The sequence below is a fragment of the Nocardia sp. NPDC058633 genome, from assembly GCF_042717045.1.
GTDB lineage: Bacteria > Actinomycetota > Actinomycetes > Mycobacteriales > Mycobacteriaceae > Nocardia.
The window spans coordinates 88,855-105,167 of sequence record NZ_JBHXRA010000001.1 but is presented as its reverse complement, the minus strand read 5'-3'; the positions used below and the strand labels follow the sequence as shown (position 1 = coordinate 105,167).

The 16,313-nt window shown below is 68.3% G+C and carries 14 protein-coding genes; 11 read left to right on the top strand and 3 right to left on the bottom strand.

The annotated features are described in order from the left end of the window. The first annotated feature begins 62 nt into the window (after nt 1-62). From ACFWUR_RS00415 to ACFWUR_RS00385, 7 genes are all read left to right on the top strand, one after another. Complete coding sequence (locus tag ACFWUR_RS00415) at nt 63-557, top strand: helix-turn-helix domain-containing protein (protein ID WP_378899552.1); 495 nt, start codon at nt 63-65, stop codon at nt 555-557. A gap of 113 nt (nt 558-670) precedes the next feature. Continuing rightward, nucleotides 671-2,296 carry an acyl-CoA synthetase gene (locus ACFWUR_RS00410; RefSeq protein ID WP_378899549.1) on the top strand — a complete coding sequence of 542 codons (1,626 nt, stop codon included), beginning with the start codon at nt 671-673 and terminating at the stop codon, nt 2,294-2,296. Between the two features lie 129 nt (nt 2,297-2,425). Beyond that, nucleotides 2,426-4,084, top strand: coding sequence for an acyl-CoA synthetase (locus ACFWUR_RS00405; protein WP_378899547.1), 1,659 nt, complete (start codon nt 2,426-2,428; stop codon nt 4,082-4,084). A gap of 108 nt (nt 4,085-4,192) precedes the next feature. Next, nucleotides 4,193-4,753 carry a hypothetical protein gene (locus ACFWUR_RS00400; RefSeq protein WP_378899544.1) on the top strand — a complete coding sequence of 187 codons (561 nt, stop codon included), beginning with the start codon at nt 4,193-4,195 and terminating at the stop codon, nt 4,751-4,753. 224 nt (nt 4,754-4,977) lie between these two features. Further along, a complete protein-coding gene (locus tag ACFWUR_RS00395) occupies nt 4,978-6,441 on the top strand; it encodes a PepSY-associated TM helix domain-containing protein (RefSeq protein ID WP_378899541.1) in 1,464 nt (487 codons plus the stop codon). Nucleotides 6,442-6,506: 65 nt separating this feature from the next. Then, on the top strand, nt 6,507-6,839 hold the full coding sequence (locus ACFWUR_RS00390; RefSeq protein ID WP_378899538.1) for a hypothetical protein: 333 nt from the start codon (nt 6,507-6,509) through the stop codon (nt 6,837-6,839). Between the two features lie 37 nt (nt 6,840-6,876). Continuing rightward, a complete protein-coding gene (locus ACFWUR_RS00385; RefSeq protein WP_378899535.1) occupies nt 6,877-8,457 on the top strand; it encodes an alkaline phosphatase D family protein in 1,581 nt (526 codons plus the stop codon). A 243-nt stretch (nt 8,458-8,700) separates the two neighbouring features. Here ACFWUR_RS00385 and galK read toward each other — a convergent pair whose 3' ends face one another. Continuing rightward, nucleotides 8,701-9,843 carry a galactokinase gene (gene galK, locus ACFWUR_RS00380; RefSeq protein WP_378899532.1) on the bottom strand — a complete coding sequence of 381 codons (1,143 nt, stop codon included), beginning with the start codon at nt 9,841-9,843 and terminating at the stop codon, nt 8,701-8,703. Between the two features lie 256 nt (nt 9,844-10,099). Here galK and ACFWUR_RS00375 point away from each other — a divergent pair, with 256 nt between their 5' ends. After that, nucleotides 10,100-11,605 carry a diguanylate cyclase domain-containing protein gene (locus ACFWUR_RS00375; protein WP_378899529.1) on the top strand — a complete coding sequence of 502 codons (1,506 nt, stop codon included), beginning with the start codon at nt 10,100-10,102 and terminating at the stop codon, nt 11,603-11,605. A 45-nt stretch (nt 11,606-11,650) separates the two neighbouring features. Here the strand turns inward: ACFWUR_RS00375 and ACFWUR_RS00370 are convergent, their stop codons facing one another. Both ACFWUR_RS00370 and ACFWUR_RS00365 read right to left on the bottom strand, forming a co-directional pair. Next, complete coding sequence (locus tag ACFWUR_RS00370; protein WP_378899526.1) at nt 11,651-12,406, bottom strand: DUF6319 family protein; 756 nt, start codon at nt 12,404-12,406, stop codon at nt 11,651-11,653. Nucleotides 12,407-12,554: 148 nt separating this feature from the next. Beyond that, a complete protein-coding gene (locus ACFWUR_RS00365; protein ID WP_378899523.1) occupies nt 12,555-13,730 on the bottom strand; it encodes an alpha-hydroxy-acid oxidizing protein in 1,176 nt (391 codons plus the stop codon). 80 nt (nt 13,731-13,810) lie between these two features. On the opposite strand from ACFWUR_RS00365, the gene ACFWUR_RS00360 reads away from it, so the two are divergent. The 3 genes from ACFWUR_RS00360 to ACFWUR_RS00350 all read left to right on the top strand — a co-directional run bounded on the left by ACFWUR_RS00360 (nt 13,811) and on the right by ACFWUR_RS00350 (nt 16,305). After that, nucleotides 13,811-14,035: a hypothetical protein gene (locus ACFWUR_RS00360; protein WP_378899520.1), complete on the top strand. Its 225-nt coding sequence runs from the start codon at nt 13,811-13,813 to the stop codon at nt 14,033-14,035. A gap of 513 nt (nt 14,036-14,548) precedes the next feature. Next, complete coding sequence (locus ACFWUR_RS00355) at nt 14,549-15,316, top strand: DeoR/GlpR family DNA-binding transcription regulator (protein ID WP_378899517.1); 768 nt, start codon at nt 14,549-14,551, stop codon at nt 15,314-15,316. Further along, nucleotides 15,313-16,305 (top strand): 1-phosphofructokinase family hexose kinase, encoded by a 993-nt coding sequence (locus tag ACFWUR_RS00350; protein WP_378899514.1) that lies wholly within the window; start codon nt 15,313-15,315, stop codon nt 16,303-16,305. The genes ACFWUR_RS00355 and ACFWUR_RS00350 overlap by 4 nt, the downstream gene beginning before the upstream one ends. Nucleotides 16,306-16,313 lie beyond the last annotated feature (8 nt).

Genomic DNA, 16,313 nt, shown 5'->3' with positions numbered 1-16,313 from the left:
GGGGTGCGTTGTCGTTTCGATGCTGCAGCGCAACAGCTTCGGTGTGGCGTAGGTTGACCGGCGTGGAGGATCTGGTCGACCGACTCGAAGAACTGGAACGCCGTGTTGCCGCCCTGGAGAGCGCGCAACCCGAGGACACGCAGTTGCCGTGGGCGGTGGCGCGGTTGCGCCAGGAGTTCGCCGATGCCGGGCAACGCACCGGCGGCGTGCTGCTCGCCGGCGCACTGCAACTGCCCACCGGGGAGCGATTCGATTGGCAGGCCCAGTACGCCACCGATGCCATCGTGGGTGACGTCTGGACCATCGAGGCCGCTAATTGCCTCGCCGCACTGGCGAATCCGGTGCGTCTGCGTTTGTTGCAGGAGATCGTCTACGGACGAAGGACCGCCGCCGACCTCGCCGCCATCGAGGAGCTCGGCACCTCGGCCGACATCTACCAGCATCTGCGCCAGCTCGCCGCGGTGGGCTGGTTGCAGACCGCGGGCCTTGGTCGATTCGAGGTACCGGAGGGCAGGCTCGTCCCGCTGCTCGCTGTTTTGGCCGCCGCACAACGCTGACCTGGGCGGCGTTCGTCATAAGATGTCCTAATTGTCCGCATAGGCTACTGTGATGCAAGGCACATCGACTGCTACGGTGAGCGTCGAGTGATCAATGCTGCGGAGGTAGTCGAGTGAACCTGTCACATCTGCTGGAAAGCGTGAAGGCGATCGGCGTGCTGCGAGCGCGCGGGGTCTCCGACCCCAAAACGCCGCTCGAAACCCTGCGGACGATGAAGGAATCCAAGATCTACGGCCCGCAGGCCACCCTCGTGCGCCATTCGGCCCGTGTCGCCCCCGATCAGGTGGCTCTCGTGGACGAGCGCGGTGAGCTGACCTACCGCGAGCTCGACGAGCAGTCCACCGCGATCGCCCGCGGCCTGGGCGAAGCGGGCATCGGCGAGGGCACCGTCATCGCTGTGCTGGCCCGCGATCACCGCGGCCTGATCATGTCGATGATCGCGGCGGGTAAACTGGGCGCGCGGATCGCGCTGATGAACACCGGCTTCGCCAAGCCGCAGTTCGCCGAGGTCTGCCAGCGCGAGAACGTGCGCGCGGTCCTGCACGACAGCGAATTCCTCGGCCTGCTCGACGCGCTGCCCGCCGACCTGCCGCGCTACCTCACCTGGGTCGACGAGGGCACCGAGCTTCCTTCCGGCGCAACGACATTCGACGACCTCATCGCGAACAACCCCACCGAGGACCTGCCCGCGCCCAGCAAGCCGGGCGGCTTCATCATCCTCACCAGCGGCACCACCGGCCTGCCGAAGGGCGCACCGCGCACCAAGGTGACGCCGATGGCCACCGCGCAGTTCGTCGACCGGGTGCCGTTCCCGAGGCGGGGCACGGCGATGATCGTGTCGCCGATCTTCCACAGCACGGGTCTGGGCACCTGGCTGGTCAACACGATCTTGTCGAACAAGATCGTCATGCGGCGTCGATTCGACGCCGAGGCCACCCTCGCCGCGATCGCCGAGCACAAGGTCGAGATGCTCGTGTGCGTGCCGACGATGCTGCACCGGATGACCGAGCTGCCCGCGGAGGTCCGCGCGAAGTACGACCTGTCCTCGCTGAAGGTCATCCTGTTCGCCGGTTCCGCGCTCACCCCCGAGCTGTGCATCCGCGCCACCGAGGCCTTCGGACCGGTGCTCTACAACCTCTACGGGTCGACCGAGGTGGCCATCGCGACCATCGCGAACCCCGCCGAGCTGGCGGAAGCGCCGGGAACGGTCGGCCGGTCGCCGATCACCTGCGAGGTCCGCCTCTACGACGAGCAGGACCAGCGGGTCCAGACGCCGGGCGCCAGGGGCCGGATCTTCGTGCGCAGTGGCGCGCCGTTCGAGGGCTACACCGACGGCAGGCACAAGCAGATCATCGACGGTTTCATGTCCAGCGGCGACATGGGCCATTTCACCGACACCGGGCTGCTCATGGTCGACGGACGCGACGACGACATGATCATCTCCGGCGGCGAGAACGTGTATCCGCAGGAAGTCGAGAACCTGCTGGTCGAGCGCCCCGAGGTCTTCGACGTGGCGGTGATCGGCGTCGACGATCCCGAATTCGGCAAACGCCTGCGCGCCTTCGTCGTTCTCGAGGAAGGTCAGACCGTCGAGGCCGCCGAACTGCAAGCCCACGTGAAGGCGAACCTGGCCAGGTTCAAGGTGCCGCGCGAGGTGGTGTTCCTCGACGAGCTGCCCCGCAATGCCACCGGCAAGATCGTGCGCCGCACACTGATCGACTATGAGGTCTCACAGTGATCGGTCCGCACTGAGACGGAATACACAGCTCGGCCGGATCGCTTGCTAGTGTTAGCACCTGCACTGGATCTCGAAGACGCGGTCCGGCCTGCGGTTCCGCGTAGGCACGGTCTGCCGGAAGGCTGTTCGATGTCTCTGTCTCTGCCCGCGCTAGGTTCCTCCGCCCGACGTGCCGGCGACTTCGCGCTCGGCGTCAAGGTCATGGTCGATCGCAAGCTGTTCAACCCGCTGCGCCTCGACCACGCTGCCCGCTCGTTCCGCAATGTCTCCAAGTTCGGCCCGTTCGCCGGCGTTGTCATGCATGCCGCGCAGAGCAGGCCGCAGGCGGGCGCGATCGTCGACGAACTGGGTGAGATCACCTTCGGCGAACTCGACGCGCAGTCCAGCGCCTTCGCCCGCGGCCTGCGGGCCAGCGGGATCAACGAGGGCGACGTCATCGCGGTACTGGCCCGTGACCACCGCGGCATGGTGCTGAGCCTGCTCGCCGCGGGCAAACTCGGCGTGCGTGCGGTGCTGATGAACACCGGCTTCGCCAAGCCGCAGTTCGCCGATGTGGCCGCCCGCGAGAAGGTCAAGGCGGTGCTGCACGACAGCGAGTTCATGGACCTGATGAGCGCCATTCCCGCCGAGATCCCGCGGGTGCTCACCTGGGTCGACGAAGCGCACGGGGTGGATCCGTCGATCCCGACCGTGGCGTCGCTGTCGGCGGACCGTGCGACCACGCCGGTCACCGCACCGAGTAAGCCCGGCGGCATGGTGATCCTGACCAGCGGCACCACCGGCACCCCCAAGGGCGCGCCGCGCGACAAGGTGAGCCCGTTCGCCTCGGCGCAGTTCGTGGACCGGGTGCCGCTGCCCAACAACGGCACCATGATCATGGCGGCGCCGATCTTCCACGGCACCGGCCTGTCGCAGTTCACCCTCGGGCTCGCACTCGGCAACCGGGTCATCTTCCAGCAGCGCCGGTTCGATCCGGAGCAGACCCTGGCCAATGTGGTGAAGTACCAAGCGGATTCGCTGGTCGTGGTGCCGACGATGTTGCAGCGCATCCTCGATCTGGACGAGCAGGTGCTGGCGAAGTACGACCCGTCGACGATGAAGGTCATCTTCGCGGCGGGCTCGGCGATCGCCCCCGATGTGGTGACCCGCACCCTCGACTACTTCGGTGATTCGCTCTACAACCTCTACGGCTCCACCGAATGCGCGGTGATGACCGTGGCCACGCCGGAGGATCTGCGCAAGGCACCGACGACCGCGGGCAAGGCGCCGGTCGGTATCCGGATCGTGCTGCTCGACGAGAACCGCAAGCCGATCACCGAGCCGAATGTCACCGGCACGATCTTCGTGGACAACGGTTTCGCGTTCACCGGCTACACCGACGGGCGCACCAAGGAGATGGTCGACGGGATGATGTCCAGCGGCGACGTCGGCCATTTCGATGCCGACGGCCTGCTCTACATCGACGGCCGCGACGACGACATGATCGTCTCCGGCGGCGAGAACGTCTTCCCCCTCGAGGTGGAGAACCTGATCGCGGGCCGTGCCGACGTGTTCGAAGCGGCGGTGGTCGGTGTCGACGACCACGACTACGGCAAGCGGCTGCGCGCGATCGTCGTCCCCGGCCCGGATTCCAAGCGCGACGCCAAGGAGATCAAGGAATTCGTGCGCGAGAACCTGGCCCGCTACAAGGTGCCGCGCGAAGTGATCTTCGTCGACGAACTGCCCCGCAACGCGACGGGCAAGCTGTTGCGCAAGCCGCTGATCGAGATGGCGATCGACGCGGACTGAGTTCGACCGGCCGACTTTTCGTATCGCCGATACCCGACGGTCGATGCGGAGCGAGCTCATTCGACCGTCTGACCAGGGCGGTCGATGCCCGTCGTCTATCATCAGGCCGTGATCATCGGGTTCGAGCAGGCGTCCGCGCCGTCGCGTGCTGTCGGCGCGCGGCTGCGTGGCGCCTGCGCGAGCTCGATGTCGGGCGCGCTGTCGTTGGCCGCGCACGGACTGGCCGCCGGTGGCGCGCTGCCGGGTAGCACCGCGATCGTGCTGCTGGCGGGCGCTTCGGCGATGGTCGGCGCGATCGTCGCCGGTGTCGGCCCGCTGCGCGACGGTGCGTCCGGTCTGGCGGCGGTGCTGCTGGGTGGTCAGCTGCTCGGCCACACCGCGATGAGCTGGTCCGGGCACGCACACGGTGCCGGGGATTCCCTCGGACTCGGCATGCTGACCGCGCACACCATCGCGGCGCTGCTCGCGGCCGTGGTGATCGTCGGCGCCGAAGCCGCGTACCGCAGGGGCAGCGGCGCCCTCGCGCGAATCCTTCCGCTGCGCTACCGGCCACCTCGTATCCCCGAACCGGCGCCGTTGCGCCTGGTCCACCGCGACCGCGTCATCCTGCGCGTCTTCGCCGCCCGGTCGCTGCGAACCCGCGCTCCCCCGCTCGCGATTCCTTTCTGAACTCTCCTTCACCCGGTGCACGGACTCGTCGTGCGCTGTCGACGTGCCCACACAGGTGACCCTGTCGCCTGTGCCGTGGCTCGCCGTGGCGCGACGTCGGTCTTTCGCGCGCGTTCGGTCTCGATCGACACAGCGCACAGCCGATCCACGATGCGCCTGCGTTCGGCCGCCCGCACGCCGATCCGTCTGTCCACCGGGTTCCAGCACTCCAGAAACGAATCATCATGAGCATCACGGATACCCGTCCGGCCGAGGACAGCCCGGCTTCGGCACCACCGCCCACCGAGGACAAGCGCTCCGGTTCCCGCCGCCGAAGTGGACACTTCTATCCGCTGGCCCTGCGCCTGCACTTCTACGCCGGGATCTTCGTCGCTCCCTTCATCCTGATCGCCGCGCTCACCGGCGCGCTGTACGCGATCGCGCCGACGATCGAGGGGTTCGTCTCCCGCGACCTGCTCCAGGTCGACACCACCGGCCCCGATCAGCCCCTGTCGGCCCAGGTGGGCGCGGCCACCGCCGCCCGTCCCGACCTGACGCTGGTCGCCGTCGCTCCCGCGCCGAACGACGGCGACACCACCCGCGTCCTGTTCAACGATCCGACACTCGGCGATTCCGAGCGGCTGTCGGTGTTCGTCGACCCGCACACCGCCCAGCCGGTCGGCGAGTCGGTGGTCTACGGAAGTGGTGGCGCGCTGCCGCTGCGCACCTGGCTCAGCGAGTTCCATCGCAGCCTGCACCTGGGCGACCTCGGCAGGCTCTACAGCGAACTCGCCGCGTCCTGGCTGTGGGTGATCGCCCTGTTCGGGCTGGTGCTGTGGGTGCATCGGGTACGTCAACGCCGAGACCGCCGGTCCGCGCGGTGGCTGATCCAGCCGGACCTGTCCCAGGCCAGGCGCCGAAAGATGAACTGGCACGGTGCGATCGGCATCTGGATCCTGCCTGTGGTGCTGCTGCTGTCGGCCACCGGCCTGACCTGGTCGACCTACGCGGGCGAGAACGTCACGACGCTGCGCGAGGAACTCGGCTGGACCACTCCGGCGGTGAGCGTCGCCCTGCCGGGTGCCGGGTCCGCGGGTGAGGCATCCGCGCCGAGCGATCACCACAGCGCGGGCGCCACCGCGCCCACACCGGTCGACCCCGCGGCCCAGATCGCCCGACTCGACCGCGTCTACGAGGTGGCGCGCGCCAACGGCATCACCCAGGGCGCCGAAATCGCCGTTCCCGCAACGCCGGAGAAGGCGTTCGGCGTCAAGGAACTGCGCCTGCCCGGCACCTACACCGTCGATTCGGTCGCCGTCGACGGGTCGACCGGCGCGGTCACCGACCAGCTGGCGTACGCCGATTGGCCGCTGATGGCCAAGCTCACCAACTGGGGCATCGCCTTCCATATGGGCCTGCTGTTCGGACCGGCCAACCAGCTGCTGTTGCTCGCGATCATGGGGGGCCTCCTCACCGTGATCGTGCTCGGTTACCGCATGTGGTGGCAACGTCGACCCACCCGGCGCGCGGCCCTGCCCGTCCCGCCACGACGGGGCGTACTGCGCCGCACGTCGCCGTGGATCACCGTCGCGCTGATCGCCGCGGCGCTCACCTTCGGCTGGTTCATCCCGCTGATCGGGGTGAGTTTGCTCGTCTTCCTGATCGTCGACGTCGCGCTGGGACTCGCCGCGCGCACCGATGGGGTGTAACGCATGGCTAACTATCGAGGAAACATCCCATGTAACCTATGACACTCGATGATCGGAGCCTCTCGATGAGAACCTCAGCTCGCGCAGTTGCGATGTGCCTGGCCGCACCGGTGATGGCGATCGCCCTGACCGGTGTCGGCGCGGGTACAGCCGCCGCTGATCCCGGCTGCCAGGGATCGATGAACGGCCCGTGGGCGTTCAACGGTGGATGTTATGGCGGCGAGGGCACCTACCGGCTCGAAGTCGACTGCATCGGATACAACGTCGCGCCCTTCGCCGTGGGACCGTTCACGATCCGTCAGGACCTGCCTGTCGGGCAGGCGGGCACGGTGTCCTGCTTCGGACCGAACTGGTCCAGCGCCGGCTGGGCCGTGGGTTCACGAATCTTCCGGCTCTGACACCGCGCTACGCGGAAGGGCAGCTTAGGATCCGATGATGTCGCTGTCCCGTCGACAACTCCTGCGCACCGGCATGACCGGTTCGGTCGCGGCGTTGGTAGGAGTGTCGGCGGTGAGCAGTGCAAAGTTCGCCGCGCCCCGCCGACTCGGCGAACCGTTCTCGCTCGGTGTCGCTTCCGGCGAACCGACCTCGGACGGGGTCGTGTTGTGGACGCGCCTGGCCCCGGATCCGTTCGCACCCGACGGGTACGGCGGGATGACGATCGACGCGGTGACCGTCGACTACGAGGTCGCCGAGGACGAACGGTTCAGCAAAGTCGTGGCGAGGGGTTCGGCCGTGGCCACCCGCGCACTCGGCCACAGCGTGCACCCCGAGGTCAACGGGCTGGCACCGGATCGCTGGTACTACTACCGATTCCGGGCCGGCTCGTCGATCTCACCGGTCGGCCGCACCCGCACGGCGCCACCGCCGAACAGCCCGACCGAGCGGCTACGGTTCGCCTTCGCGTCGTGCCAATCGTGGAGTTCGGGCTACTACACCGCCTACGAACATCTCAGCGCCGAAGATCTCGACCTCGTCGTCCACCTCGGCGACTACATCTACGAATCGTTCTGGGTCCTCGCCCGCCGCGGCGCGCACATGGCGCCGCAATTCGTCGACGAGGCAGTGAATCTGGCCGACTACCGGTTGCGCTACGCCCAGGCCAAAGCCGAACCGCCGCTGCAGGCCGCCCACGCGGCCTTCCCCTGGCTGGTCACCCTCGACGACCACGAACTCGACAACAACTGGGCCGGTGAGAACCCCGGACTCGGAATCGACGTGTATCGCATCCCGCCGCTGTTCCGACGCCGCAAAGCCGCTGCCTTCCAGGCCATGTACGAACACCAGCCGATGCGGCTGACCCAGCTCCCCGCCGGCCCGTCGATGCACCTGCACCGCCGCTACCGCTTCGGCGATCTGGCCGAGTTCACCATGATCGACACCAGGCAGTACCGCACCGCCCAGGCCTGCGGCGACGGCTCCGCGGTGGTCGGATGCGCCGACCGTTTCGCCACTGGCCGCACCATTCTCGGTGCGGCCCAACGTGACTGGCTCATCGACGGTTTCGCCTCCTCGAGCGCGCGCTGGCAGGTACTCGGCAACCAGGTCGCCATGGCCCAGTCCAACTACGACCCTGGCCCCGGCCTGCTGGTCGGCACCGACGCGTGGGACGGCTATGTCGCCGACCGCAATACGGTGTTGGCCGCGGCCGCCGACCATGCCGTCGACAACCTGGTGGTGATCACCGGCGACCGCCACGAGAACTACGTGGCCGACCTCCGCGGCGACTACGCCGATCCCGAATCCCCTGTCGTCGCCACCGAATTCACCGGAACCTCGATCAGCACCGGCAGCGACGGCGCCGACCTCACCGACACCGGCCGCGCCCTGCTGGCCGCCAACCCGGACATGAAGTTCTACAACCGCCAACGCGGCTACGTCCGCGTCGACCTCGATCATCGCCAGTGGCGCAACGACTTCCGCGTGGTCCCCTATGTGAGCCGACCCGGCGCTCCGATCAGCACGCGCGCGAGTTTCGTTGTCGAGGACCGAGTTCCCGGCGCGAGCCGAGCGTGAGTCACCGCCCACGGATCCGTCGACGGGCGGGATCGAGTCTCGGTACCAGATGAGGCTTGCCGCGTGACAGACGAAAGAGCAAGCAGCACAGCGTATCCCTCGCGCCCTGGAGCCGGACCACACGCGAGCGTCGTTCACACGGCGCGCAACGCGTCGTCCGTCGAACTGGTTCGGGTGCTTTCACTGTGCGCATCGGAGCCAGAGCCCACAGCGACATCGTGCTGAACAAATAGGGACGACTTTTCAATCCAGTCTGCGCGCGCCTGCTGCCGGCTCGACAGTGAAGACCCGTGGCGCGGTGAAACCCGCGGTGGCGAAACGGTTCACGATGTTGTCGGCGACGAGGTCGGCACGGTCGACCAGGGCGATGACGCTGCCGCCGAAGCCGCCACCGACCATTCGCGCGCCGTGGGCGCCCGCGTCGAGCGCCGCCTCGACAGCCAGATCCAGAGCGGGCGCGGAGACCTCGAAGTCGTCTCGCAGCGATCGATGCGAGGCCGTGAGCAGCGCGCCGATCCCCTGGGGGACCGCACCGGCGCGCAACTGGTCGACGACCGCGAGTACTCGCGCGTTCTCGGTGATCACGTGCTTCGCGCGACACCGCAACAGTGGATCCCGCAGGCGTACAAGGTCTTCGGAGACGGCATCGCGGAGAGCGGGCAGCTCCAGCGCGACGGCGGCGGCGTCGCATTGCGATCTGCGCTCGGCGTATCCGCCATCGGCCAGGTCGTGCGGTGAGCCGGTGTCGGCGACGATCAGCGCCAGCCCGGCAGCATGCAGATCGAACGGAATCTGTTCGGCAGCACCGGATTCCCTGTCGGTGAACGCGCGGATATCGAGGAACAGCGCGTGGCCCTCGGTACACAGGATCGAGGCGGACTGGTCGAGGATGCCGGTCGGCACCCCGGCGAAACCGTTCTCCGCCGCCCTGGCGATCTCGACCATGTCCCGGTCGGTGAGCTCGGGCGCGAACAGATCACGCAGCGCGATCGTCACCGCGCAGCACAGGGCGGCCGACGAGGACAGTCCCGCACCGATCGGTACCGCACCGTCGAGTTCGAGATCCACCCCCACGATTCCATGACCGCCGCGCACGAACTCGTCGACGACACCGAGCGGATAACGCGCCCAGCCCGGAAGCCGTTCGCGCTGCGCCACAAGGTCTTTCACCTTCGCCTCGACGACCTCGCCGGGCCGCTGCGCCGAGGTGAGCCGCACCAGCCCGTCACCACGCGGTCCGGCCGCGCAGACGACGCCGAGCGACAGCGCGATGGGCAGCACGAACCCTTCGTTGTAGTCGGTGTGCTCGCCGATGATGTTGACTCGGCCCGGCGCGATCCACTTCTCCACCCGTAGTTCCCTTTCCGCTGCGTGCGACGATGTCACCACCGAACACCGCGTCGGGCAACCGTGGGACACCGGGTGCCGGATCGATATCCGGCAATGCTGTCAACGCATCGACAGCGGGCCCGTGGACGTGTCATCATCGACTGAGTTGTCAAGGTTTTGAGCGTCGGCGCTGCCGGCTGGGGATAGTGCTCGGACAACAACACTCGGTGCTCTCGGCCGATACTTCGAGTGATTCACCGGCCTCACCTTCGATCGGCGCTCGTCGCGTGCGCAGCAAGATCGAGGGGGGCTGATGACCGTCAGCGAGACACAGCACGGGGGCATGCGATGGTGTGCGGTCCTGCTCTGCGCGGCGGGGGCCGTGCTGATCGCGCCGCTGGCGGGTGGCCGGGCGCTGCCGTTTCTGCTGCTCGTCGCGATCGTCGCGGGATCGCTGGCGATGATCGGGTACGGCGTGTACCTGCACCGACCCGCGCACCGGTTGCCCTGGTACCTGCTGGCCGCCTCGGTTCCGCTGTTCGCCGCCGGCACCGCGATACGCGCGCTCGGAATGCACTCGAGCTGGCACCCGATCGACGATCTGTGCACGTTGGCGGCCTATCTGTGCCTGGGCCTCGCCGCCGTCGGCTGGCTACAGCCGCGCCGACTCCGCCACGGCCGTGACCTGTGGTTGGATTCCACGCTCATCGGGCTCAGCGCGCTGTTGGCCTCGTGGACATTCCTGATCTCGCCGATTGTGCGGCACGGCACCGGGTTCGTCGACACCGCGCTGATCGCGAGCTATCCGGTGATCCACGCCTTGCTGGCCACCGTGCTCGCGCACTCGCTGGCGACGGTGGTTCGCTCGGAGACGTCGCTACGGTTGTTGCAGGCGGCACTGATCACCGTGCTGATCGGTGGTTTGGTCGAAAGCCTCACTGCCGCAGGAACAATCGCCGTTGACGCCGAGCTGGTGCTGGTTCCGCAGCAGTGGGCCTACCTGCTGGCCGGACTGGCCGCGGTGCAGCCGACGATGGGCGCGCTGCGCGAAGCCGAGGAGGTGGGACCGCATCGCTCCCGGCAGCGAGCAGGGATGATCGCGGTGGCCCTGGTGGCGGCCTCGCTGGTCAGCGTGGTCGGTGCCGACCTCGGTGTCGTCGACCGCGCGGTGATCTGTTCGCTGCTCACCTTGCTGCTGGTCGGGGTACTCGTGCGCAGCGAACGCGCCATCGCCCGCAGCACGCGCAGCGAACGCCGAGCCCAGTATCAGGCCGACCACGACCTGCTCACCGGCCTGTTCAACCGGGCGGCCCTGCTCCGCGCACCGCTGCGCTACCACGCCCGGTGGGCCGGAAAACCACTGTGCCTGCTGTTCATCGACCTCGACGGCTTCAAAATGGTCAACGACAGCTACGGCCACGCCGTCGGCGACGAACTCATCGCCAACGCCGCCGCCCGCATCCGCCGCATCACCACCAGCGCCGACCTCACCGCCCGCTACGGCGGCGACGAATTCGTGGTCCTGGCCCCCCGCACCCGCTCCGAAGCCGCCGTCCTGGCCGAGCACATCCTGGGAGCCTTCCTCCGCCCCTTCGAACTGAGCTGCGGCGAAATTCCGATCACCGCCAGCATCGGCGTCGCCTGCCTCACCACTGACCCCACCGAGACAACGATCTACGACCTGATCCGCACCGCCGACGCCGCGATGTACCACGCCAAGGAGTACCGCCTCGGCCTCAGCTTCCACGACGAACTGCGAAAGCCCACACTCCATCGCCTGAGTTCGGCCACCCCACTGGTTCAGCGAGTCGCCCGGTAGCTCTACCCAGAACTACCGGCCCAGCTCACCCCTGCCCCGAACCCCTCAATCCCCCAACTCCTCCAACAGCTTCCGAGCAGCCTCCAACTCGGCCTGCAACTGCGCGACCTTCGCCTGCTGAGCGCCCCGTGCGGCCTCCAAGATCCCCGCCACCACTTCCTCGACCTCGGGATGCAAGATCTTCGCGGCCTGTGCCACGGCCGCGCTGCTCACGGCCATGCCCTTCACACTGCGTTTCTTGCCGTTGACCACATCGACGGTCCACTCCCCATCGGCGGTACCGGTGAGCGTGACAGTCACCTCGGCGGTCTTCGCCTTGCGCACCGCAGGGGCTTTCGCCGGTCGCGGCGGCACGGGAGCGGGCTTGGGGGCGTCCTCGGATACCGGGGCGAGCGACCTCGGCGCGGGCGTAGCAGCGCTCGGCAGAGTCGACGGCTGGGTCACAGTGTTGTCCTTTCGGTTGCTCGGCGCGGGGGCACTGTCCGGGCGGGTCCGTGCGGATCCGCCCGGCGCAACGGTAGTCCCGCGGGCCGGCTTGGTCAGAGTCACCTCGCTCGGGCCGAACGAGAGCACATCTTTGGAACCGGTCGGCCGTACCTGCAGGAAGTCGCCGGCGGACGGGTCGTCGAGCGCGACAACCTTGCCCGACTTCCCCTCGGCGATGCCCACCGCGGCGGCGGTGAACCACACCATCGGCGGTTTGCCCTCGGCGAGCTCGTCCGCGATACGCGCGAGCTCGGCGTCGGACAGAACCGGCGGTGCTGATCGGCGGGATGCGGACTTGGTGCTCGGCGAGGACATCGTGGACTCCGGGGGTTGGTGCTACAGCGTGGTCTGTGGCGCTTCGTGCTTGGCACCGATGATGCCCCACGGCACCGACAAGTTCTCCCCCGAGCCGCCCACACGGCCCGAAAACCGCTCTTGCCCGGTGATTCCGGGCCCCGCTCGCTCAGCCGCGAGTGACGTTACCGCGCGTCGTCGGCCGAATGTTCTCGCGCACCGCGGCCACATCGCGATAGCCGTTGACCGCCATCAACAGGTCCGCTTCGGCCGCGTAGCTGCGCAGCAGGTGCACCAGCCCACGCACTCCGCCGAGCGCGAGCGCGTACACATACGGCCGACCGAGCCCGACCATCGTCGCGCCGAGTCCGAGCGCCTTGACCACGTCGGCGCCCGAGCGCACCCCGGAGTCGAACAGCACCGGCACCCGGTCATCACAGGCGGCCACCACGGCGGGCAGCGTTTCCAGCGCACTGAGACCGCCGTTGGCCTGACGCCCACCGTGATTGGAGCAGTAGATGCCGTCGGCACCGAAGTCGATCGCCTTGCGCGCGTCCTCGGGGTGGGAGATGCCCTTGAGGATCAGCGGCAGATCGGTGATCGAACGCAGCCAGCCGAGGTCGTCCCAGGTCAGCGAGTTGCCGAAGGTCGCGATCCAGTGCAGGACAATCATTTTGGGGTCGTCGGAGCCGACCATCTTCTGGAAGACCGGGTCGCTGGTGTAGTTCTTCAGCACATGCCCACGCAACTGCGGGAAGTTGCCGGTGGCCAGGTCGCGCGGCCGCCAGCCCGGCACCCAGGTGTCGAGAGTGACCGTGATGCCCGCGTAGCCCGCGGCTTCGGCGCGGTGCACCAGGCTCTCGGCGAGCTCACGGTTCTTCGGCGTGTAGAGCTGGAAGAACGAGGGCGTGTCGCCCGCGTGCGGGCGCACATCCTCGAGCGGATCCTCCATCAGCGTCGAGTACATCGCTGGGACGCCGGTCTGCGCCGACGCCTCGGCCACCGCGATATCCCCGTGCCCCTTCTCGCCGACCAGACCGATCACCCCGACCGGCGCGAGGAACAGCGGACTGGCGAAGGTATGGCCGAACGCGGTGACCGCCAGGTCGCGCTCGGTGGCACCGACCAACATCCGCGGCACCAGACCCCAGTCCGCGAAGGCTTCGGCGTTGCGACGCTGGGTGAGCTCGTCGCCCGCCCCACCAGCGATGTAGTTCAGCAACGAATCCGGCAGTGCTGCAGTGGCTTTGCGCTCGAGTGTCGCGTAATCCATGGGAAATTCGGGCTGGATCCCACCGAGTGCGGCCAGGTAGATCTCGTTCTGATAGTCGGCGAACTGACTCATTGCTGCACTTTCGCATGCCGACCGGGGTTCACGGAGCGCAGGGGGGATGTAAGGTGCGTCATACTCGAAAATACGAGATTGTGAGTGCCCCTGCCGTGACCGTCGTCGAACACTCGGCTGCGCCCGCCGATCCGGACGCCTTACTCGCCGACCGCTTCCATTGCGATGCCACCCGTCACCTGACCCGCCTCGCGCTCGGGCTCTCCCAGGACTCGATGGATCTACTGACCTCGGTCACCGATCGGCTGCGGGCCGCCGAGGGCGCCCTGCGCGATCCACTCACCAGCGATCTCGGCTTCGACTGAACCGCGCCGCCGCCGCACGGTGAGTGCTGGCGAATCGGCGAGTCGTGCGCGCGGGGGAAACGCGCGGGCATAGCCGGTTGTTCCGGGGCCCGACTCCTGTCGATGGGTCGTCGCGCGCCGTTTCCAGCAGGCCTTCGTAGTCCACGCACCACTGATGTGCGTTGATGCGCACGCCGAGGCAGCTGCCGGCTGCGTAGCCAGGCGTCGGGCCTGCGCACCACCGCGGTCCGCCGGCCGCGCACCCGAGCAACGCGGGTCGCATCCACGACATCGCCGCCCGCCGATCAGCGGCCTTCGTGTCCATCGCCGAAGAGGCGATCCGAAAGCATCTGCACTGCAATCACTTCCGCCTGAGTCAGCCCAGAACTCCTGCCCTTCGCGTCCGACTTCGGGCATCTCCGGTGCGATAGGCGAAGGCAACGTTTGTGACTCGTCTCACTAAAACCCATTGACAACCCCACACAAATGGGCATAAAACAACATGAGTAAAGATTCGCTGCGACCGGAGGAACCATGTACGCCGAGGAACGGCAACAGGCCATCGCGACCCTCATCGGGAATCGCGGGCGCGTCTCCGTCGCCGAGCTCGCCGACCGATACGGGGTCACCACCGAAACCGTGCGCCGCGACCTCGCGGTGTTGGATCGACTCGGAGTGATCCGGCGAGTACACGGCGGCGCGGTCGGTTCCGGCGCGCTCACCACTTTCGAACCGGGCACCGCCGAGCGCGACAGCACCCGCGCCGCGGAGAAGGACCGGATCGCCGAACTCGCGCAGCGGTATCTGCCGAGCCCCGGCGGCAGCGTGCTGTTCGACGCGGGCACGACGACCGCACGGGTAGCCGCGGCCATGCCGATCGACGTGGATCTGGTCGCCGTCACCAACTCGCTGCCGGTGGCCGCGCGCCTCACCGGGTTCGTCGGCGTGCGGCTGCACCTGCTCGGCGGGCGGGTCCGCGGCATCACCCAGGCCGCCGTCGGCGCCGAGACCTTGCGACTACTCGGCGAGTTGCGCGTCGATGTCGCGTTCCTCGGCACCAACGCGCTGACCGTGCGCCACGGGCTGTCCACCCCCGACCTGGAGGAAGCCGCTGTGAAGCGCGCGATGATCGCCGCCGCCGATCGAGTCGTCGTGGTCGCCGACGCGAGCAAGATCGGGCGCGAGGACTTCGTGCGCTTCGGCAGCGCCGCCGATCTCGACGTTCTGGTGACCGATACCGATATCGCGGCCACCGCGCACACGGAACTGGTCACCGAAGGTATCGAGGTGGTACTCGCATGATCGTCACACTGACCGCCAATCCGAGTGTCGACCGCACGGTCACCCTCACCGAGCCGTTGCGGCGCGGACAGGTGCATCGGGCCGCGAGCGTCACCTCGCACCCCGGCGGCAAGGGGGTCAACGTCGCGCGGGTGGTGTCCGGCAGCGGGGCACGAGTCCTGGCCGTTCTACCGGCGACCGAGGACGATCCCGTGGTGCACGGATTGCGCACGGCCGGAATCGAATTCCGCACAGTCCCGGTAGTGGGCGGGCCAAGGGTGAACCTGACCATCGCCGAAACCGACGGCACCACGACCAAGATCAACGAACCCGGTCATCCGTTGCGGGCGGGTGATCTGGCCGAGCTCACGGCGCTGCTCGTCGAGCTGGCCGCCGGGGCCGAGTGGATCGTGCTGTCCGGGTCGCTGCCGCCGGGCGTGCCCGTCGACTGGTACTGCCGGCTCGTCGCGACCTTGTCCACACCGCGCTCGTCGCCGAACGGAACCCACCGACTCCGCGTCGCCGTCGACACCTCGGACGCCCCACTGCACGCCCTCTTCGCCGAACACTCAGGTGCCGCACCGGATCTCATAAAACCGAACTCCGCGGAACTGGGCCAGATCACCGGCCTCGACGCCGTCGCCCTCGAAGATCCCGCGGCTGCCGCCGAAGCCGCCGCCACCCTGATCGACCGCGGTGTCGGCGCGGTCCTGGCCACCCTCGGTGCGGCGGGCGCGGTACTGGTCACCGCCGACGGCGCATGGTTCGCCGCGGCTCCACCGATCCGAGCCCGCAGCACCGTCGGCGCGGGCGACTCGGCCCTGGCCGGGTACCTCCTCGCCGATCTCGCGGGAGCCGCGCCCGCCGACCGCCTCCGCACCGCGGTCGCCTATGGCAGCGCCGCCACCGCGCTCCCCGGAACCGAACTTCCGGGTCCCGCCGACATCTCGCTCGACGCCGTCACCGCCCATCGCCTCGTGATCGTCGACCGACCACCGGCTCCCGCATGAGCGCCGCA